The organism is Rhodococcus oxybenzonivorans (genome assembly GCF_003130705.1).
Classification (GTDB): domain Bacteria; phylum Actinomycetota; class Actinomycetes; order Mycobacteriales; family Mycobacteriaceae; genus Rhodococcus_F; species Rhodococcus_F oxybenzonivorans.
Map to the genome: position 1 here is coordinate 1811692 of NZ_CP021354.1, position 18095 is coordinate 1829786.

Consider the following 18095-nt stretch of genomic DNA (forward strand, 5'->3'; position numbering starts at 1 on the left):
TCTACACAAGCGTTGAAAATCGGTGTAGCTTGTTGGTAGTTTCTCGTCCAGAGGCGCCTCAGCGCAGCTTCACCGCCAGTACACGCCTGGCACCGAGGAATCCGCACTCAGCACATCGCCCCATCACATCGGAGGAAGATCATGACTACCAGTGCACTGTCGAGTCGAGAACTGACCGAACTCGTCGAGGCCCAGAAAGTCGAACGAGTGTTGTACGACTACGCGTACTACCTCGACATGAACCAGCCCGACGATCTCGCGGCCCTGTTCACGTCGGACTGCTACGTCGCGTATGGACCCGACTTCGGCGCCGAGGGACGCGACGCCTATCGAAAGACCCTCGACGGAATCGGCACCTTCTTCACCGCCACTAGTCATCATGTCTCCAACGTCGTTGTCGACTTCGACGAGGAAATGCGCAGTGCGACCGTCCGTTCGGTGCTGTATGCGTGGCATCAGTACACCAAGGAAGGCAAGCCGGACGGCCACTTCTTCGGCCAGTACCACGATGTTCTGGTGCGCGACGACGAGCACGGCTGGCGTTTCACCCGCCGTGAACTGCGCGCGGCAGGCGTCGTCGACTTCCACGTCAAGAAGCAGATCCCGATCGGACGTGCCTCGGCATGACCACGCCGACCACAACCGCCACAGTAGACACCGAGTACCAGCACTTGCGTGTCGAGCACCGCGGGCCGATCAGTTGGATCGTCCTTGACCGCCCGGACAAAGCGAATGCCCTGTCGAATGCGCTCCTCGACGAGTTCAGCGACGCCCTCGAGCGTCTCGCCACCACCGGCGGTCCCGTCGTCGGGATCCGCGGCGAAGGAAAGGGCTTCTCCGCCGGCTACGACATCGACCAGGTCGGCGAATATACCACCACCAAGGACCCGGTGTCGGATCGAGAACGGCTCGCGCGCAACGTCAATCGCTACCTCGCCATCTGGGATCACCCTAAACCGGTGATCGCGGCGGTCCACGGTTACTGCATCGCGGGCGCCACTCAGATGTGTGTATTCACCGATCTCACGATCGTGGCGCATGATGCGCGCATCGGTGAACCGGCTGTGCCGCTCGGTGGGGGATACATAGCCCCGCTGTGGGCGCCGCTGGTCGGACCCAAACGGGCGAAGGAACTCGCGTTCATCGCCGGCAACTCGATCGACGGTGACACCGCGGTCGAATGGGGGTGGGCCAACCGAGCCGTTCCGGCAGACACAGTCGTCGAGACTGTCGAACGCCTCGCCGCCCAAATAGCCCGGGTTCCCTCCGACCTCTTGCGCATCAAGAAACTGTCGGTCAACCGCGCTATGGAGGCCATGGGCGTACGCACTGCCGCACAGGGTGGCGCAGAAATGGACGCGCTGTTACATCTATCGCCATCGGTGGCGCAGGTTCGTGCCTTCATTGCCGAGGTCGGCCTGAAGGCGGCCATTGCCTCGTACCGTGCGCCGGTCGATGCCCCTCTCTCCACTTCGTCAGTACCATCCGGAAAGGCAACCTCATGAGCAGCGGAGTCAGGTTTACCCGCGATGGCCACATCGCACGCGTCACACTCGATCGCCCCAAGGCGTTGAACTCGATCAATGCCGAGATGGACCAGTCGTTGTTCGAGGCGTGGACCGAAATCAACGCCGACCCGGACCTGTGGGTGGCCGTCCTGTCAGCCTCCGGGGAGAAGGCGTTCTGTGCCGGCGCCGACGTGAGCGGCGGCACGGAAGGCGACGGTCGCAGGATGGCCCTCGGCGGTGGACTCACCGGCGTCGGAGGTCCGTTGTTGAAGCTGCGCAAACCACTCGTTGCCGCCGTCCAGGGGTACGCCGTCGGTGGCGGATTCGAACTGGCGATGTGCGCGGATGTCATTGTGGCGGCGGACAACGCCCAGTTCGGTATCCCGGAAACGAAGGTCGGAATCATCGGCGAGGCAGGCATCATGCACCGCGCGATTCGGCAACTCCCGCATCACATCGCCATGGCGATGATTCTCACCGGGGACCGCATCACTGCCGTCGACGCCGAACGGTACGGACTCGTCAACGAAGTCGTCGCACCCGAGCAACTCGGTAAGGCCGCCGACCAGTGGGCCGAGCGTATCGCGGCCGCATCCCCGCTCGCCGTGCAGGCGGCCAAGGATGCCGTGCTGTCCCGATTGGACTGGCCCCTGGACATCGCGTTGGCGACCCGCTACGAACCCATCGAAGCGTATGCGGCCAGTGCCGACCGGCTCGAGGGGCGAGCGGCGTTCGCCGAGAAGCGAAAGCCGCAGTGGACCGGCCGGTAGACGAGGAACAGTTGTGGACGTGCCGCGGGCCGCGATGTAGGTCGCGTGCTCACGGCACCCCACCCGCTCGAAAACAGCAAACAGCGAAAGGCTGCACGGATCTAAGCGGGCTTGGCCAGTGCGCCCTGGAAGAATAGCGCGCAGAACGCATCAATGGTCTGTCTTGCGTCAACCCTGTGCGAGCCAGGCTTGAGCCACCGATGGGTCCAGTTGATCATCCCGAACAACGCTTTCGCCATCAGCGCAGTGGGAACATCTTCACGAAAGGTTCCCTCTGCCACCCCCTGCTCGAGGACGCCGGCGACGATTGCCTCGAAACGCTTCGTCTTAAGGAGCATGTCCTTGGCCCATGGAGTCGACTGGAACTCGAGCTTCGCCATGTCCTCCTGGATATACAGGTAGATATAGGGATAGTTGTTCTCGTACGAGAGCATCAGTAATTCGACGAGTCGACGGAGCTTCTCAGGGGCGTCGGCGTCGATCTCCGCGATCTCTGTTCCAGCAGAAACGTTATCGTCGAGAACGCCGATCACAACGTCCTGAAACAGGGCCTGGAACAATTCCTTCTTACTGGCGAAGTAGTAGTAGATCGAGGCCCGATCGGTTCCGAAACGCTCCGCAATGTCGTTCAACGTGGCGGCGTCGTAACCCTTTTCCTGGAACACATCAGCCGCCGTTTGGAGGAGTTCACGGCGTTTCGCCTGATAGCTGGGGCTACTGTCATTCTGCGCGCTACGGCGGCGCCGGCTCATTCCGCTGCTTCTCGTCACTGGTGTTCTGGCCACGTAGGGGATGCTACGCGGCGGAAGACGGGAAATCCATCAACGTTGATGTAAATCTACTTCAACGTTGATTGACACGGTGTTCGTGATCGCATAGCGTCGGAAGGCGGAAAACACGAGTTCTGCGGCCTCACCCGAGAAGCCGCTGTACCGACTCATGAGCGAGGCCGACATGACGAATACCGATCCCGGGGAGCGGATCACGTCCGTCGGTGGTTCCGTGGTGTGCGGTACTCGCCATAGTCCCGATGAAGCCGCCGTTATCGTCCGATTGCTGCACACGGAAGCTGTCCCGCGGTGACCGAGTCCGAGGGCCCGCCCGACTCCGCGCGGCCGTCGGTACCGTCCATCCGCGATGAAGTTTCGCTCGATCACCTGCGCGCCGTCGCCGACGTGTACCTGAATGACGTCGGCGACGGGGAACCGTTGGACCCGCTGACCCGCGCGCTAGTCGAACTCGCGGTTCGCGCGTCCGTCACCACTCTGGACATCGTGGGTGCCGAACGCTACATGCAGGAGGCGCTCGACCTGGGAGCGACCGCGAACCAAGTCCACGAGGTACTCATGCTGGTGTCGGGGCTCGGAGTGCACACCCTCTTCGCAACCGCCGAACACCTCCACGCTCTCACCTCGGAACGGCACAACGAGCAGGCGGATTCAGCGCTCGATGCCGACCAGCGTCTCCTCTGGGAGCGATACGTAGGAAGCGACCCCTACCGTCAGCGTCTAGAGGATGAGCTACCTGGTTTCCTCGCTGCGCTGATACGGATCTCTCCCGAAGGATTCGCTGCATTCTGCGAGTATTGCGGTCTCCCATGGAAGACGAAAAACGTGCGCGCCGTCACCAAAGAACTTATCGCCCTGGCGGTGGATGCAACGCCGACCCATCGTTTTCTTCCCGGCATGAAGCTGCACCTGCGCAATGCGATCGAACTCGGCGCCGGCCGCATCGCGATACTGGAGGTCCTCCTGATCGCATCCCACGCGCCACCGCACAGGGGAGTGCGCTGACCGTCTCTATGAGGTCGCAACCAGGGTTGAGGAGGTCGCAACCAGGGTTGAGCGCAACCGGTAGTGACATATCGTCTGGACTTTCTGCCGAGTCGCGACGGAGGTGATGGAGCGGTCAGCGATCGAGGGTCGCGCCAGCCGCCGAACTATGGCACGCATTCATCACGTCGCTGATCGGTTCTTCGGTCTCCGTCAGGGATCCGCTCAGCTATCCGGCGGTGGGATAAGTGTCGGACAGAAGCTCCTTAGTGCGCCGAACATCGTCCTCGAGCGCGGCAATGAGTTCTTCCTTCGAGGCGAAGGTCGCTTGTCCGCGTATCCAGTGTTCGAGATGCACGGTGACTTCGAGGTCGTACAAATTTTCATCGAAATCGAGTAGATGCGCCTCCAGCAGTCGCGTCCCCACACGGCCGTAGAATGTCGAACGTCGACCTATCGAGATTGCGGCGGGATCGACCTGCCATCGGCGAGCGCGCAGTGACCTGCCCACACGCCATCCACCAGGTGAGCCTCGGAAGAAGGGCTCCCGGCTTCGGTATCGAGTTCGAGATTCGCGGTGGGGAAACCGAGTTCGCGACCCCGCTGGTCACCATGTCGCACCAGCCCGGCGACGGTGTGCGCGGTGCTTGTCGTGGTGCAAGTCGGTGCCTTCACAGTCGAACCCGCATCAGCGTGGGACAGCACCGACGCCTCGATTCCCATGATCTCCAGGGTCCCGCGAAGATCGGCTGGCGGGTCCAGCAGCTGCAATGAGGAAATCCCGAGCTCTCGGATCACCTGTGCGATGTCCGCATTCCGGTCAATGCGTCTGCGGTCCTGCTGCTCTGAGGTGAGAGTGTACGAATCGAGATCGTTCGTGTTCCGTTCGATCAGCACCACGCCGTCACCATGTGCGGCTATCCGCGCAAACATTGCCTGACGATCAGGGTCTGTGGAGTCGGCATGCGGGGCGAAGTCTGATTCGCGGTGAACGTGGATCCATGGCGCGTCCGCACTCTGGGGTCGACCGATTCGGTAGGCGATGTAATCGGTGCCGGTCACCTCACTCCGAAATCCGGAGGTGAGCAGCTCGCCGTAAGGGCTTTCCCGAGTGATGGTGAAGGTGCATCGGACGTGTAGTTCGGATACCCGGCGATAGATAGCGACGTCGTCCGCAGACAACCATGTCAATTGTTGTGCCTGGGCGAAATCACGGGTTTCGTCCTCGTTCGCGATGCGGGTGGGATCTTCCTCCGAGACGAGCGCAGCAAATGCGCCGACCGGGCGTAGACCGGCCGCACGAGCGAGGTCCGTTATGACTTCCGCTGGACCACGGGTCTCGAGTACTCCGTTCTCGCGCGCCCGGGCCGGTACGACATGGCCGGGGCGGGTGAAGTCGCCGGTCGCGCTGTCGGGATTGGCGAGCATTGCGAGGGTGCGTGCCCGGTCGGCGGCGGAAATCCCCGTACCCACCCCGGCGATCGCATCCACCGAGACGGTGTACCAGTCGCTGGCCTGGTCCGGGATCGTCCCCATCATCGGTGGCAACCCCAGACGTTCGCAGACACGCCGGGTGACCGCCGCACAGACGAAACCAGAGCTATGGCGGACCATAGATGCGAGCGCGGCAGGGGATGCCTTCTCCGCCGCCAAGAGCAGGTAGCCATCGGGATCGCCGCCCGCACTGCCCGCGAGCGCAACGGTTCGGCCGGCGGCGAGGTCGGACAGAGCTTGCTGGACTCGGGTCACCGAATTACTCATGCGTGCATCTCCAATCTTGGGGGGCGAACGGACGTCGGAGTCCTGCCTTGGTCACGTTCTCGAATGGCGGCGTTTCCCCTGTGACCAGAATCGCAGCTGCGCCTCGACATGTCAACGTCAACGTAGATGTGCGCATCGGTGGCGTACTCCTCGGTGATCGATCGGTTCGACGTCGAGTCATGGCGACGGGCAGACACATGCGGATCGACAGCGCCCGCGGCGAGGGAGTGGCCTCACGGCGAACAAGGGGAGACCCTTGATGGCCGTGAGGCTCACCCTTTGGCGGCATCGCTATGGATGCCACCTACGGTGCACTGCCCTCGTTCCTCAGAGGCGTCGATCGGCCCGTATGCCGATCGCGGTGTGTCGTCGATTAATCAGTAGTCCACTGCAATGGAACCGATGTCATGGAGCTCACAATTCCTGACTGGAAGCCCACCCTCGATGGGTCGGCAACCTCGAATTCGGGAATTTGCCCCAACCACTCCTCCAAGGTCGTCTGTATTTCGACACGCGCCAAATGAGCGCCCGCACAATGGTGTACGCCGTGACCGAAGGTAATGTGGTCGATTTCCTCCCGACCGAAGTCGACATCCATCGGGCACTTGTTCTTGCGGTCGTCGAGACCGTAGAGCATGGTCGGCGACGCCACCATGTCGCCCGCTTTCAGATCCACTCCGTCGATGGTGATGTCCTTCTTGATCAGGCGGGCATCGGATACCAATCCGAAGCGCCGCAGCAACTCCTCCGTGGCGGTCGGTATCAGCTGGGGATCAGCGACAAGGGCGCGCCGCTCCTCAGGATGCGTGGCCAGGAAGTGCATCGTGAAGCTCAAGAAGTTCACCACGGTGTCCAGCCCTGCCAGCAGAAGAAGGCCGCAGATTTTCAGTGCCTCGTCCTTGGTGATCGGTCGGCCGTTGACCTGGCTTTGCACGACGGTGCTGATCGCGTCATCGCCCGGATTCTCCGTACGAGCGTCGATAAAGGGTGACAGGTACTCGAAGAAGAGATCGATTGCCTCGCCCATACTCATCGAGCCGTCAGGCCTGGTCATTTGATCCCCGATGTACTTAAGCTTCGGGGCATCGCTCAGCGGAAGGTCCACGATCATGAGAAAGATCTTGATCGGGAAGACCTCCGCGTACTCCTTGGTGAAGTCGCAACTGCCGGTGGTGCGGATGTCCCCGATCAGTGCCCGTGCGGTCTCCCTGATGTCGTCGCCGATGCGGTCGATGGTATGGGGTCCGACGCTCGCGTTGAGAATGCGCCGATACGGTCGCTGCTCGGGCGGATCCATCGATGTGGGAATGAAACTGTATTGTTCGCCTGCCTCGCGCGGCAGGAAGGGGCATTCGCTCGAAAAGTGCTCGAAGTCCGTGAACATTTGCTGGATCAGTGAGCCGCGCGTTGCAATCCAGTGCCCACCGTTGTGGGGAGTCCACACGAGATCGCGCGTGCCGGGATCCTGCAGGTGCTTCCATGCCTCCTGGGCGCCTTGGTCGATGTGGGGCGGATTGAACATGTCGAAATCAACCATCCGTTCCGGCGGAACATTCGCCGGCAAGTTACGTGCGGGGGTTGGGACGATCGTTTCAGGTGCTGTTCCCATTATTCGCTCACTTCCGCTATAGCTTGTTGGTGATGTGGGATCGTTCGGTCTCTGTTGCTGTCTACCTTCGGGTGGTGCTATTTCGAGCTGAGCGGCCCCATGCCCGCCAGTTCCCCTCCATCGATGAGGAATTCGGCTCCAGTAACGAAGCTGGATTCGTTGCTGGCGAGGTAGATGATCAGTTGTGAAACCTCCTTGACGTTGCCCATGCGTTTCATCGGGTTGAAGTCCGCCACATCCAAGTCGGCGTTCATCGGCGTCGACACGGTCCCGGGATGGACGGAGTTCGACCGAACGCCGTGCTGGGCCAATTCGAGCGCGACCGATTTGGTCAGACCACGCACGGCGAACTTGGAGGCCGTGTAGCCGTGAAGTTCGGCGATGCCTTGGAAGCCGGCGGTCGACGATATATTGATGATGGACGACGGCGCAGACGAAATCAGCGTCGGCGTGGCGGCTTTGATGCCCAGGAACGGTCCGGTCTGATTCACGGCGATGATGTCGTCCCATTCCTTGATGGAATAGTCGGTCAGCGACCCCATATTGACGATGCCGGCGTTGTTCACGAGGACGTTCAGCTTGCCGAACGTCCTCACAGACAGGTCGACAGCGTTCTGCCAATCGGCGTAATCGGTAACGTCGAGTCGCGTGTAGACCGCCTTGTCCGCTCCCAGTTCCTTTGCCAGACTTTCGCCCTCGTCATCAAGAATGTCGCCGATGACGACGTTCCCACCCTCGGCGACGATCATTCGAGCGTGGGAAGCGCCCATACCTCGTGCGCCGCCCGAGATGAGTGCGACCTTGTCCTGCATTCTCATGTGAGCTCCTTCATCTGTCTGTCGACGTGTGCGGCACCAGGAGCCGCTGATCAGTACTGTCTGGTTTGCGTCTGGTCGGTCAACTACCACTGGGTCGGGGCGACTTCGACGGTGATTCCGTCGAGGTGGTCGTGCATCGCGATCTGGCAGCTCAAACGGCTGTTGTCTTGCACGGGGGAGGAGGCGCATTCGAGCATCTCTTGCTCGTTGGAATCCATGGGAGTGAGCTTGTCGAGAAACTCCTGCTCCACGTAGACGTGGCAGGTTGCGCAGGCACCGCTGCCACCACAGTCACCCACGATCGAACGGATGCCGTGCCCGACTGCAGCTTGCATAAGAGTGGTTCCGGACGCGACGCTCAGTTCGTCGTGGTTCCCGTCAGGGGAGATGAAGGTTGCTTTTGGCATGGTCGGTGATCCTCCTAGATTCAGGCTGTGGAGCTCGAGGTTGACGGTTGCGCCGCATTGACGAGATCCCGGAGCGAAACGTCGCTCGCTGCGAGCAGGTCCGCGGTCACAGGAATTCGCTCCGAGATAAGTCTCTTGGAGACGTTGAAATCGGCAGGTCGGTTGATTGTGTCCACCGCAAGCACTCGGTCACCCACTACGTAGAAGGCGCTGAAGGAACGGTCTTCGGGCCTTCCGCGTAACACCAAGCGGTCGTACCCTTCCGACAGGCCGACCATCTTCAGATTCAGGTCGTACTGATCGGACCAGAACCATGGAGCGCCAGTCGGGCGGGTCGGCTTGTCGCACAGTACGGCAGCCGCGTTGCGCGCCTGTTCGAGTGCGTTGGGGACCGACTCGACACGGACAAAGCGGTCGTACAAATGGCTGTACTGGCGAACACAATCTCCTACAGCCATGATGTGGGAATCGGCTGTGCGAAGGTCGTCGTCGACCACGATGCCGTTATCGACCTCGAGGCCTGCTGCTGCGGCCAATTCGCTGTTCGGTATCAGCCCGATACCAACGACGACCACATCGGCGGCGAGTCGTGTGCCATCCGAGCAGCGAACTGCTTCGATGCGGCCGTCTCCTCGAGTCTCCAGCCCTTCTAACACGCAGTTGGTAAGGATATTGACCCCCGCCTCACGGTGAACGGCCTCGTAATATTCGGAGATCGGCTGCGCAGTAACGCGAGCAAGTACGCGGGACGCAGCCTCCAGCACGGTGACGGTCATGCCGATCCGGACGGCGGCCGCGGCCACCTCCAAGCCGATGTATCCGGCGCCGATGATAACGACGCTCCGTTGGGGGCGCAGTTCATCTCGAAGCGCGTCTGCATCAGTCCTTGTGCGGAGATAGTGGAGATTCGAGGGTCTTTGGGGAAGCGCGTCTGCGACCGGAAGCGTCCGCGGGCGGCCTCCCGTTGCAAGAATCAGCTCGTCGTATCCGATTTCGGTACCGTCGGACATTGCGACCTTGCGATGCTTGCGGTCGATCGCCTGAGCGCGATGGCCTGCGTGGAGGGTGATCGCACTGCGCTCATATGCCACGTCGCCACGCAAGTGCAATGATTCTGCGGTGACTTCGCCCTCGAGGTATGTCTTCGAGAGGGGTGGTCGATGGTATGGCTGAAACCTCTCGTCACCCAGCAGGGTGATCGGTCCCTCCCATCCGGAGGTGCGTGCGGCAAATGCCGCTTCGGTACCACCGCAGCCATTACCTATGACAAGCAGGTGTCGGTTCGACATCTGAAGTCCCCTTCTCTGTTTTCTTTCGCGAACGAACCGGTCACGCGGGCGTCCGGCTGTTGCCGGACGGTGAGCTACCCGTGAAGCGTTCTGTGCTCTGCTTTTGCAGCGGTAACGTTGGTGGCGTGTTGAATGAGCAAATCTTTCGTCTCCGAAAGGTTCTGGCCGCCTCCCGGCTCTGCGTCCACACATGTCGTCGCATTTCGCGTCGGCATCATTGAAGTTGTTACTTAGACGCTAAGAGGGTGCCAGCGGCATATCACCGTGCTGGCCGCACACAGATTTCGTGCAGTTTTGTGCGCCCCATCACATTCGGTAACGGCTGTGTGGGCAGTCATGATCTGGGCTGCGTCCGACACTCTCCGGCGTCGGCTGCATTGGTGCGCGACAGACCTCAGTTGCCGACTGCACGTGACCCAGGTGCCCGGCATGAGCGTGCGCGTTCAATCGACGAACCGGCACCGAGCGTGCGACAGGCGATCTCTTCCTCGCATAGCCTTTACAGAAACCAGAGACGCCCGTCGCCGGTCGTCCGTCGTGTTCGGTTGCCTCTCGGTGCCGGCTATAGGCCAGTAATCAGGATGTCCCGGCTTTGTCCGGGTCCGGAGCGAGTACCGTCCCGCCGAGCCAAAAGCACAACTCTAGAGCGTTCTCGAGTTCCAGCCGTCTTTCGCGCACGTTCCGGCCGAGCTGATCTTCGATTTTGTGGATCCTGTAGACGACGGAGTTCCGGTGCATGTGCAACGCAGTGGCGGTGGCGGCATAACTCCCACCGGCGCGAAGGAATTCACGCAGTGTAGTGCGTAGATCCTCGGCCGCCGGGTCATCAGCGGCTAACGGACCCAGAACGTCGGCGACCCAGGCCCGAGTCGCGCTGAGGTCGCTGCACATCAGCGCGACCGCGCCGATATCGGCAATGGAGATGATTCGTGGGGTCGGGACGCGCGAAGCTTGGGCAACAGTTCGAGCTTGATTGGCCTGCGAGTGAGTGCGGACGAACCCGGCGACGCCCTTCTGAGGTGCACCAACCGCCACCGAAACTGGCTGGTCCCAATTCGTTGTGATCGATGCAAACTTCTCGAGGTCGAGGTTGTCTTGTTGTCCGAGCGGTAGCCAAGCCCATCCGGTGTGTTCGTCGCGCGGCTCGAACAGCGTGTGGCCAGAGATGCCTAGGTGCCTGGCGAGTGCAATTACCGCTCCCTCATGATGACTCAGCTCGTCATCGGGCCTTTCGCTCCGTACTGTCCACGCGATCACCCCGATGTGGTATTGGTTGAGGCGGTAGCCAAGTGCTGCCTCGGCCGAGCCGATATCGATCGCTTGGTTGTCCAGTATGTCCTTGATACGTGCTGAGCGGGAGGCGCTCCGCCGAAGCCGCCATGCATCTCGCTCAGCCTCATATGTCGTCAACAAATTCTGGGCAATCAGGTTGACGTGGGCAGATACCAGTGCGGTGATCTCCAATGCAGCCTGCGCGGTTACGGCCGCGTCGTCACTGCGGACCGCCAGCTCCCGAAGGCACCACCGAACAACACTGTCCTGGTACAGGCGGTAGGCGTGCTCCAGTGCGGTGATCGGAATCTCGCGTTGGGCGAGTAGTCGGGCAAGTTCATTCGCAGGTTCGGACGGATCAACCTGATCGATCTCGATTTCGTGTCGAAGTATTCGCATGGTGATGGCGAAGTTATGTGCGGCACCAGCGTTCAACTGTTCGACAATGGGCTCGTCGGCGGTGAATTCAGCGATCTCGGAGGTGAGTCGTGCGACGATCTCGTCCGCGATTTCCAAGAGGCTTCTGTCCGCGGCCCTTGTGATGGCGAGGATCACTTCGTGGACACCGATGCCCGAATATGCCACCCACTCGCCGACGCCGTCAGCTCTCTTCATCCGCAAACTCATTTCTCGAACGTGTGACAAGAATACTGACCACCAGGCACCGAGGTTCGTCGATGGGCACCGCACGTCGTGCTGGGGCGCGCCCAAGCGATCGCGATGGCTGCGGCTCGGCCATGATCTCGACCGACGCATTATTTGTTGACCGAGTCGTCCGCCGATGGCTTTGCATCATATGCATACCCGCCGGTCCACCCCTGGCGAAGCTGCGACTCACCCAGATTCGTTGGGCACTAAACCCCCGGCTCGTCCCGCTGTTAGCCATACCGTTTAGTGCCCGACTGTCTCCCGGAGAAAAGCCAGATCATCGACGAGTCCTTCGCCCGGCGTTTCGAGGACCACGGGTGCGCCTGCCGTGCGTACGACCTCGGCGAGCAGTTCCGGGTCGATGGTCCCGTCGGCCAGGTTGGCGTGCCGGTCCCGCGCGGAGTTGAACGCGTCCCGCGAGTTGTTGAGGTGCACGAGGTCGATGCGTCCGGTGATGGCCTTGATGCGCTCGACCACACCCACCAGGTCTTCACCGCCGGCCCAGGCGTGGCAGGTGTCGAGGCAGAAGCCGGCACCGAAGTCGCCGACCTCCTGCCACAACCGGTCGATCGCGTCGAAGTGGCGGGCCATCGCGAAGTCACCACCTGCCGTGTTCTCGATGAGGATCGGCACCGGGAAACCACCCTTATCGGCTTGGCGCTCGAAGAGTTTGCGCCAGTTGATGATCCCTTCGTTGACGTCCTCACCGTCGCGGACGTGGCCGCCATGCACCACCAGCCCGAATGCGCCGATGTCTGCGGCGGCCTGAGCCTGCTGTGCCACGGCGTTGCGCGATGGCATGCGGAGCCGGTTGTTGAGGCTCGCCACGTTGATCACGTAGGAGGAGTGGACGACGACGTCGATGGGGCTCTCGCGGATCTCGTCGGTCCGCGGGTGCGTGGGCGGTTTGTTCCACTTCTGGGGGTCGGTGAGGAACATCTGGATGATGTCGGCCCCGAGCCGCTCGCCGTATCCGATCGGATCGTCGTCCTGGCGGACATGTGCTCCTATGCGCATGCACTCAGGGTAGGGGGTGGGTGTCGGGTGTGGGGCGCAACACCTGGCCGGAGTGCGGGTCGATTCGGGACGCACGGACCCGGACACGCCGACACCCCTCGCTCCGTATGCGGGGCGAGGGGCTCTGTGTCGGCTGGTCTTTGTCAGGCGGGCGCGGCGGTGGCGGCGGCGGTGGAGGGGGCGGCTGTGAGGGTCCGCCGGGCGTCGAAGTGCAGAATTGGCAGCTGTCTCCGAGGTCCTTGGGTAGTGGCTTCGGATTCGGCTGATGGCAGTTGATCTTGCAGGGAGGCGCGGCGGAAGCCACAGCCGCCGGACCCACCATCCCGATCGACAATGCGGCGGCGGCTCCTACGAGCGCTGCGATCACGCGGGTTCGGGGTGAACGACTCTTCGACATCTGGTGTTCCTTCTCGGAGGCGGCGAGGGCGTCAGCTCGGCGTTTCTGACGTGATTCCATCCTGTGCGAGCGTGCTCGGTACCGATACCGACCCCGGGGTGAGGATCAGACCACCCTGCGCAGAGCAGGCATCCCTCAGTCGGCGACCCCGATGTCCTCGTTCCACAGGTCCGGCTGGGTTTCGATGAACTCGGTCATCAAGTCGATGCAGTGCTGATCGCGGAGAACCGTCACATCGACCCCGTGCTCTCGGAGCCATTCGTGCCCTCCGGTGAAGGTGACGCTCTCGCCGATGACGACCGCCCCGATGTTGAACTGGCGGATCAGTCCACTGCAGTACCAGCACGGCGACAGCGTCGTCACCATGACGGTCGAGCGATAGTCACGCTGACGTCCGGCGGCCCGGAAGGCATCGGTTTCACCGTGCACCGAGGGGTCGTCGTGTTGGACGCGACGGTTGCGGCCACTGCCGAGGAGGTCTCCGTTTCCGGCGAAGAGGGCGGCGCCGATCGGGATGCCGCCTTCCCGGGCGCCCAGTTCCGCTTGGGCAACCGCGGCCGCGAGCAACTCTTCCGGATCGAGGGTGAGCCGGGTGGGTTTGGGCGACGTCGACATCCGTCAGCGCTCCGCTGTTCCGGAACTCTGCAGTATTGCTATTGCCGCCCGCGTCATCATCGGAGCAAGCGACGGAAGGCTGTGCCCGTCACGCGCGCGCAGATTCGTGCGCAGCAGTTCGTCGAAGCCCCCGACAAGTAGCCGCAGAAGGTCGTCGGGCAGGTGGAGGAGCGTGCGATCTTGCTGACGGGCGAGCTGATGAAGTCCGCGCATTCGATCGAGAAGACTGTCGAACATCGCCTCGCGGGCCTGCCGAAGCTCGGGGATGGCGAACGTCTGCACAGTGAGGGCATACGCTGCGCCGGGTTGTGCGGCCAGGACGTCGAGGTAGCGCTGAATGTGGGCGCGCAACTGCAGCTCCCAGGGCAGCGAGGTGTCTGTGGCCGCGTCGAGTTCTTCCGCCATGATCCGGGTCGCGAGCGCGCACACGGCGACGAAGCACTCACCCTTGTTCGCATAGAACTCGTAGAACGTGCGTCGGGACACGCGCGCGGAGGTGATGATGTCGGCCACTGTTGCTGCCGCGTAGCCCTTTTCGGCCAGAACGTCGAGGGCGGCAAAGTCGATGCGGTACCGCTGGGAGGCCGCTACCGCCGTCGGGTCGAGGCGATGGCGGCCTGCGGGAAGTGGCTCAATGGCTGTGGATCCTGCCGACTCGCGCATAGTGTCAGAGTAGACGTGCACCGAGCCTGTTCGGCGTCGCTACACGCGCGGCACCGTGTCGGCGCGGTGCCGGTGCGCGAATCGAAGAATTGAACTGTTTTCCAGAAACGCCGGTGTTTCTGGTGTGAAATACCTAGCATGTCGCGCATGGGTTCACACCGCTCGCACCGAGGTCGCCGGGTTGCCGCGTTAGCTGGAGTCCTCGTTGTCTGGCTCGTTGCCGCGCCCGCGGTCGCAGACCCGGTGACGGATTTCCTTTCCGTCCAACGCACAGCGGTCGATCGCGCCGAGTGCGGACCGGGGTCGGATCAGGAATCGGGGATGCAAGGGCAGGTGCCGCTCGCGGACCGCCGGAGTGGACGCAGTAAGGAACCGTACTCGTGCAACCTCGGACTGCTCGGCCAACTCCAGGGTCAAGGGGCGGGAATCGTCAGCGCCGCGTATGGCAACTGCGTGTATGTGGGATCGAATATTCCCACCCGGCTCGACCGTCCAGGCCCTGGCGTCCAGGTAGTGGATGTATCCGATCCCGCCCGCCCGCGTCACACCGGGACCCTGATCGAACCGCCGATGCAGGCCGGCACCTGGGAGTCGCTCAAGGTCGATCCGGGGCGCGGTCTGCTCGCGGGCACGGGCGTCGGACTGTTGACCGGCATCGGTGGATTCTCGATCTACGACGTATCCCAGGACTGCACGCGTCCGCGGCTCCTCAATCCGGGGACGGGAACGCAGCTGTCGCTCCCGCTGCCGATCACGACGCACGAGGGCGGCTTCTCGCCGGACGGCCGGACATATTGGGCTGCAGGCACTGCCGGCGGCCAGTTGTCGGCTATCGACGTCAGCAACCCGGCCGAACCCCGCGTGGTCTGGACGGGCCTGACCGGTGTGTCGAACCACGGCTTCGGGATCACGCCTGATGGAAACCGCATGTATATCTCGACGCTGGCGGGCATCACCGTGCTGGACATCAGCGCTGTCCAGCGCCGCGATCTCTTTCCCGTGGTGCCGCACGTGGGCCGCAGACTGTGGTCGGACGGTCAGCTGACGCAGCACACCATCCCCATCACTGTGGACGGCGCACCGGTCATCTTCACCGTGGACGAAGGCGGATCCGGTGGCGTGAAGGTGATCGACTCGTCCGATGATGCGAATCTGCGCTTGATCAACACGATCAAACTCGAGGTGAACCTGCCGCAGAACATGGACGTGTGGGCCCGGGACAACGGTGGCAACGGTGCCTTCGGCTACGACGCGCACTACTGCAGTGTGGATCGGCCCGTGGACCCCACCGCGTTGGCTTGCGGCTGGATTCAGTCCGGTATTCGTGTCTTCGACGTCCGCGACCTGCAGGACATCAAGGAGATCGCGTACTTCGTCCCGCCGGGGCAACCGGACAAGGCCGGTCAGCTCGAGAACTCGACGCACGCGACCCTGGGATCGATAGTCGGCCTTCCGCTGATCGGATCGATCGCGGTCGCGCGGGCCGCACTGGAGGGCGATATCAATGGAGCGGACACGGTCGGGGCGGGCACCCGGCCGATCGGCATCGACATGTCCAGCGATTGGTGCATGTCGCCTCCCGAGTTTCGCGGCGACCAACTGTGGGTGACGTGCATGGACAACGGCTTCATGGCGCTGCAGTTCCAGAACGGTGTGTACCCGCTGACATGAAACGTCTTGCTCTGGCGGCCGTAGGCGTCACGTGTGTCCTTCTCGGCGTGGTCATCGGGGCGTGGTGGCAGCACCAGCCCGACCAGCCGCGCGCCGCCACTGTGTCGCTCGAACCTCTGGAAGTGGGCTTCGCGCAGGACATGTCGAGCCATCACCTGCAGGCGATCGAACTGTGTCACGCCCTGGCGTCTCCGCGTGAGCCCATGATCGATGCACTGTGCACGCAGATCACCTCCGCCCAGAACCAGGAGATCGGTGTGCTCAGCGGCTGGCTCATGTTGCTCGACCAACCGCAGACTTCCCCACAACCGATGGCGTGGATGGGAGCCGCCCATCACCACTCCGGCGCCCACATGCCTGGAATGGCGAGCTGGACCGAGATGGACGAGCTTCGTCGGCTCACGGGACCGGCGGCCGAGACGGCCTTCCTTCAGCTCATGATCCGCCACCATCGTGGTGGCCTCGACATGGCCTCCCACGCCGCCCAGCACGCCACCACGCGCGCGGTGGCGCAGCTGGCGACATCGATGATCAAAGAGCAGAGCGAGGAGATCGGCGTCATGGAGCCGCTGCTGGCGGCCCGCGGCGGCGAGCAGCTTCCGTACCCGTAATGCCGCTCCGGGGGCGCCGCCACTTCCGATGCACGCCGTCACAGCAGTGCATCCGCTGACACCCCGCTCGTCACAAACGTCGGCGACCGTCACCACGTTGACGGACAAGCTGATTCCCCGGAACCACCATCGTTGATCCGGCCGGCGTGACGCCGAGTCATCTTGTGTGATCTACAGCCGCCCGGGTAATCGGACAGTGCCGGACCTTTCTAACCGAGGAGACACATCATGCCGCGGTCATCGATCAAAGACGAGAAGGTCTACGAGGAAGTACGCAAGGACGGCGCGTCGAAGCAGAAAGCGGCGCGGATTGCGAACGCGGCCGCCAAGCGCGGGCGCTCCGGAACCGGCCGTAAGGGCGGAAAGTCGCAGTCGTACGAGGACTGGACCGTCGACGAGTTGAAGAAGAAGGCCAAGGATGTCGGACTATCCGGATACTCGTCGAAACGCAAAGGTGAGCTGATTGATGCCCTGCGAAACCACTGACGGCGGATGCCACCGTCCGCACCCGGCTGCGCCGTCGTGAGGGGCCTTTCACCACACGCGGAACTTCCTGTCGGACACGGTGAATCCGTGCCCGACGTCGCTCGTGCAGGTAACGCCCGTCGTCTCTTCGACGTGACAGGTCAGATCGTTCACGCGTAGCGACCTGCCGTACGGCAGAACGGTGGCCGGCGAACCGCCCAGCGGGTAGTACCGCGGATCACCCGCGCTGATGAACTGACCCGAGCGGGAACCGGTCACTTCGACGGCGTTGGGAGGCACCCGGATGTCTGGGGCACCGGATCCGGGAACCTTCGGAGCCGACTCCGGCATCTGGCCGTGACAACCCGCCGTCGGGAGGTCACCGCCGGTCAGGATCGCGCAGTGAAACTTGGTACTGGGCGTCGTGAAGTAGAAGCTCCCCGCCGCGGTACCCGCGTAACGCTGCGGATCGACTTCCGGGGTTCTCGCGGGCGCGCTCGTCACTGCACTGGGAACCACGCTCGGAGTTGAGGGGGCCGCACTCCGCATCGAAGTAGGAGGCGTCGACGTGGTCGTTTTCGGCGGGGTAGTGGCGGAAAAGGTGGTCGACGGGGCGGCAGCGGTATCTGCGGATCCGCTCACCGAGCCTGCGCACCCGGTCATCAGCAACGCCGTGGTGAGCAGCAGCACTGCGCGGACCGAGAGACTCATGCGGAGAGCTTAGAACTGCGCCCGGCCGAAGCGGTCGCGGCGCGTCCGTCGACTTTCTGGGACAGTAGTGGGGAGCGATCTGCCCAGAAGC

General features: G+C 62.7%; 19 protein-coding genes. 7 read left to right on the top strand and 12 right to left on the bottom strand.

Annotated elements, in window-relative coordinates; translation table 11 throughout:
* Positions 1–141 precede the first annotated feature (141 nt).
* Genes CBI38_RS08715 through CBI38_RS08725 form a run of 3 tightly spaced genes read left to right on the top strand, consistent with a single transcriptional unit; the run spans position 142 to position 2278 of the window.
* On the top strand, positions 142–627 hold the full coding sequence (locus tag CBI38_RS08715) for a nuclear transport factor 2 family protein (protein WP_109328115.1): 486 nt from the start codon (positions 142–144) through the stop codon (positions 625–627).
* Entirely contained in the window at positions 624–1505 is an 882-nt protein-coding gene (locus CBI38_RS08720; RefSeq protein WP_109328117.1) for an enoyl-CoA hydratase-related protein, read from the top strand. The genes CBI38_RS08715 and CBI38_RS08720 overlap by 4 nt, the downstream gene beginning before the upstream one ends.
* Entirely contained in the window at positions 1502–2278 is a 777-nt protein-coding gene (locus tag CBI38_RS08725) for an enoyl-CoA hydratase-related protein (protein WP_109328119.1), read from the top strand. Before CBI38_RS08720 ends, CBI38_RS08725 begins: the two co-directional genes overlap by 4 nt.
* A gap of 101 nt (positions 2279–2379) precedes the next feature.
* Here the strand turns inward: CBI38_RS08725 and CBI38_RS08730 are convergent, their stop codons facing one another.
* A complete protein-coding gene (locus tag CBI38_RS08730; protein WP_109328121.1) occupies positions 2380–3030 on the bottom strand; it encodes a TetR/AcrR family transcriptional regulator in 651 nt (216 codons plus the stop codon).
* A 327-nt stretch (positions 3031–3357) separates the two neighbouring features.
* Here CBI38_RS08730 and CBI38_RS08735 point away from each other — a divergent pair, with 327 nt between their 5' ends.
* Entirely contained in the window at positions 3358–4071 is a 714-nt protein-coding gene (locus CBI38_RS08735) for a carboxymuconolactone decarboxylase family protein (protein ID WP_230990112.1), read from the top strand.
* A gap of 208 nt (positions 4072–4279) precedes the next feature.
* Here the strand turns inward: CBI38_RS08735 and CBI38_RS40260 are convergent, their stop codons facing one another.
* The 10 genes from CBI38_RS40260 to CBI38_RS08785 form a co-directional block, all read right to left on the bottom strand.
* Positions 4280–4477 (bottom strand): riboflavin kinase, encoded by a 198-nt coding sequence (locus tag CBI38_RS40260; protein WP_335743616.1) that lies wholly within the window; start codon positions 4475–4477, stop codon positions 4280–4282.
* A gap of 26 nt (positions 4478–4503) precedes the next feature.
* Positions 4504–5811: a 3,4-dihydroxy-2-butanone-4-phosphate synthase gene (locus CBI38_RS08745; RefSeq protein ID WP_109328125.1), complete on the bottom strand. Its 1308-nt coding sequence runs from the start codon at positions 5809–5811 to the stop codon at positions 4504–4506.
* Between the two features lie 373 nt (positions 5812–6184).
* Positions 6185–7420 carry a cytochrome P450 gene (locus CBI38_RS08750; protein WP_109328127.1) on the bottom strand — a complete coding sequence of 412 codons (1236 nt, stop codon included), beginning with the start codon at positions 7418–7420 and terminating at the stop codon, positions 6185–6187.
* A 77-nt stretch (positions 7421–7497) separates the two neighbouring features.
* Complete coding sequence (locus tag CBI38_RS08755; RefSeq protein WP_109328129.1) at positions 7498–8238, bottom strand: SDR family NAD(P)-dependent oxidoreductase; 741 nt, start codon at positions 8236–8238, stop codon at positions 7498–7500.
* An 83-nt stretch (positions 8239–8321) separates the two neighbouring features.
* Positions 8322–8645 carry a 2Fe-2S iron-sulfur cluster-binding protein gene (locus tag CBI38_RS08760; RefSeq protein ID WP_109328131.1) on the bottom strand — a complete coding sequence of 108 codons (324 nt, stop codon included), beginning with the start codon at positions 8643–8645 and terminating at the stop codon, positions 8322–8324.
* Positions 8646–8665: 20 nt separating this feature from the next.
* The gene (locus CBI38_RS08765; RefSeq protein WP_335743617.1) at positions 8666–10126 is read right to left on the bottom strand and encodes an NAD(P)/FAD-dependent oxidoreductase; all 1461 of its coding nucleotides are present in this window, start codon (positions 10124–10126) and stop codon (positions 8666–8668) included.
* Between the two features lie 384 nt (positions 10127–10510).
* Positions 10511–11833 carry a PucR family transcriptional regulator gene (locus tag CBI38_RS08770; RefSeq protein WP_162603197.1) on the bottom strand — a complete coding sequence of 441 codons (1323 nt, stop codon included), beginning with the start codon at positions 11831–11833 and terminating at the stop codon, positions 10511–10513.
* Positions 11834–12097: 264 nt separating this feature from the next.
* Positions 12098–12871 carry a deoxyribonuclease IV gene (locus CBI38_RS08775; RefSeq protein ID WP_109328137.1) on the bottom strand — a complete coding sequence of 258 codons (774 nt, stop codon included), beginning with the start codon at positions 12869–12871 and terminating at the stop codon, positions 12098–12100.
* A gap of 532 nt (positions 12872–13403) precedes the next feature.
* The gene (locus tag CBI38_RS08780; RefSeq protein ID WP_109328138.1) at positions 13404–13883 is read right to left on the bottom strand and encodes a nucleoside deaminase; all 480 of its coding nucleotides are present in this window, start codon (positions 13881–13883) and stop codon (positions 13404–13406) included.
* Positions 13884–13886: 3 nt separating this feature from the next.
* Positions 13887–14546: a TetR/AcrR family transcriptional regulator gene (locus CBI38_RS08785; protein WP_109328140.1), complete on the bottom strand. Its 660-nt coding sequence runs from the start codon at positions 14544–14546 to the stop codon at positions 13887–13889.
* Between the two features lie 147 nt (positions 14547–14693).
* Between CBI38_RS08785 and CBI38_RS08790 the strand changes: the two genes are divergently transcribed.
* From CBI38_RS08790 to CBI38_RS08800, 3 genes are all read left to right on the top strand, one after another.
* Positions 14694–16217 carry an LVIVD repeat-containing protein gene (locus tag CBI38_RS08790; protein ID WP_109328142.1) on the top strand — a complete coding sequence of 508 codons (1524 nt, stop codon included), beginning with the start codon at positions 14694–14696 and terminating at the stop codon, positions 16215–16217.
* The gene (locus tag CBI38_RS08795) at positions 16214–16828 is read left to right on the top strand and encodes a DUF305 domain-containing protein (RefSeq protein ID WP_109328144.1); all 615 of its coding nucleotides are present in this window, start codon (positions 16214–16216) and stop codon (positions 16826–16828) included. Before CBI38_RS08790 ends, CBI38_RS08795 begins: the two co-directional genes overlap by 4 nt.
* A 228-nt stretch (positions 16829–17056) precedes the next feature.
* Positions 17057–17314: a DUF7218 family protein gene (locus CBI38_RS08800; protein ID WP_109328146.1), complete on the top strand. Its 258-nt coding sequence runs from the start codon at positions 17057–17059 to the stop codon at positions 17312–17314.
* A 48-nt stretch (positions 17315–17362) separates the two neighbouring features.
* Here the strand turns inward: CBI38_RS08800 and CBI38_RS38365 are convergent, their stop codons facing one another.
* Positions 17363–18004: a hypothetical protein gene (locus CBI38_RS38365; RefSeq protein WP_204164896.1), complete on the bottom strand. Its 642-nt coding sequence runs from the start codon at positions 18002–18004 to the stop codon at positions 17363–17365.
* Positions 18005–18095: the final 91 nt, after the last annotated feature.

Bases quoted from the DNA above. Each gene is read 5' to 3' on its own strand.
- CBI38_RS08715 (WP_109328115.1), top strand. From the start codon at position 142: ATGACTACCAGTGCACTGTCGAGTCGAGAACTGACCGAACTCGTCGAG.
- CBI38_RS08720 (WP_109328117.1), top strand. From the start codon at position 624: ATGACCACGCCGACCACAACCGCCACAGTAGACACCGAGTACCAGCAC.
- CBI38_RS08725 (WP_109328119.1), top strand. From the start codon at position 1,502: ATGAGCAGCGGAGTCAGGTTTACCCGCGATGGCCACATCGCACGCGTC.
- CBI38_RS08730 (WP_109328121.1), bottom strand. From the start codon at position 3,030: ATGAGCCGGCGCCGCCGTAGCGCGCAGAATGACAGTAGCCCCAGCTAT.
- CBI38_RS08745 (WP_109328125.1), bottom strand. From the start codon at position 5,811: ATGAGTAATTCGGTGACCCGAGTCCAGCAAGCTCTGTCCGACCTCGCC.
- CBI38_RS08750 (WP_109328127.1), bottom strand. From the start codon at position 7,420: ATGGGAACAGCACCTGAAACGATCGTCCCAACCCCCGCACGTAACTTG.
- CBI38_RS08755 (WP_109328129.1), bottom strand. From the start codon at position 8,238: ATGAGAATGCAGGACAAGGTCGCACTCATCTCGGGCGGCGCACGAGGT.
- CBI38_RS08760 (WP_109328131.1), bottom strand. From the start codon at position 8,645: ATGCCAAAAGCAACCTTCATCTCCCCTGACGGGAACCACGACGAACTG.
- CBI38_RS08765 (WP_335743617.1), bottom strand. From the start codon at position 10,126: ATGTGTGGACGCAGAGCCGGGAGGCGGCCAGAACCTTTCGGAGACGAA.
- CBI38_RS08770 (WP_162603197.1), bottom strand. From the start codon at position 11,833: ATGAGTTTGCGGATGAAGAGAGCTGACGGCGTCGGCGAGTGGGTGGCA.
- CBI38_RS08775 (WP_109328137.1), bottom strand. From the start codon at position 12,871: ATGCGCATAGGAGCACATGTCCGCCAGGACGACGATCCGATCGGATAC.
- CBI38_RS08780 (WP_109328138.1), bottom strand. From the start codon at position 13,883: ATGTCGACGTCGCCCAAACCCACCCGGCTCACCCTCGATCCGGAAGAG.
- CBI38_RS08785 (WP_109328140.1), bottom strand. From the start codon at position 14,546: ATGCGCGAGTCGGCAGGATCCACAGCCATTGAGCCACTTCCCGCAGGC.
- CBI38_RS08790 (WP_109328142.1), top strand. From the start codon at position 14,694: ATGGGTTCACACCGCTCGCACCGAGGTCGCCGGGTTGCCGCGTTAGCT.
- CBI38_RS08795 (WP_109328144.1), top strand. From the start codon at position 16,214: ATGAAACGTCTTGCTCTGGCGGCCGTAGGCGTCACGTGTGTCCTTCTC.
- CBI38_RS08800 (WP_109328146.1), top strand. From the start codon at position 17,057: ATGCCGCGGTCATCGATCAAAGACGAGAAGGTCTACGAGGAAGTACGC.
- CBI38_RS38365 (WP_204164896.1), bottom strand. From the start codon at position 18,004: ATGAGTCTCTCGGTCCGCGCAGTGCTGCTGCTCACCACGGCGTTGCTG.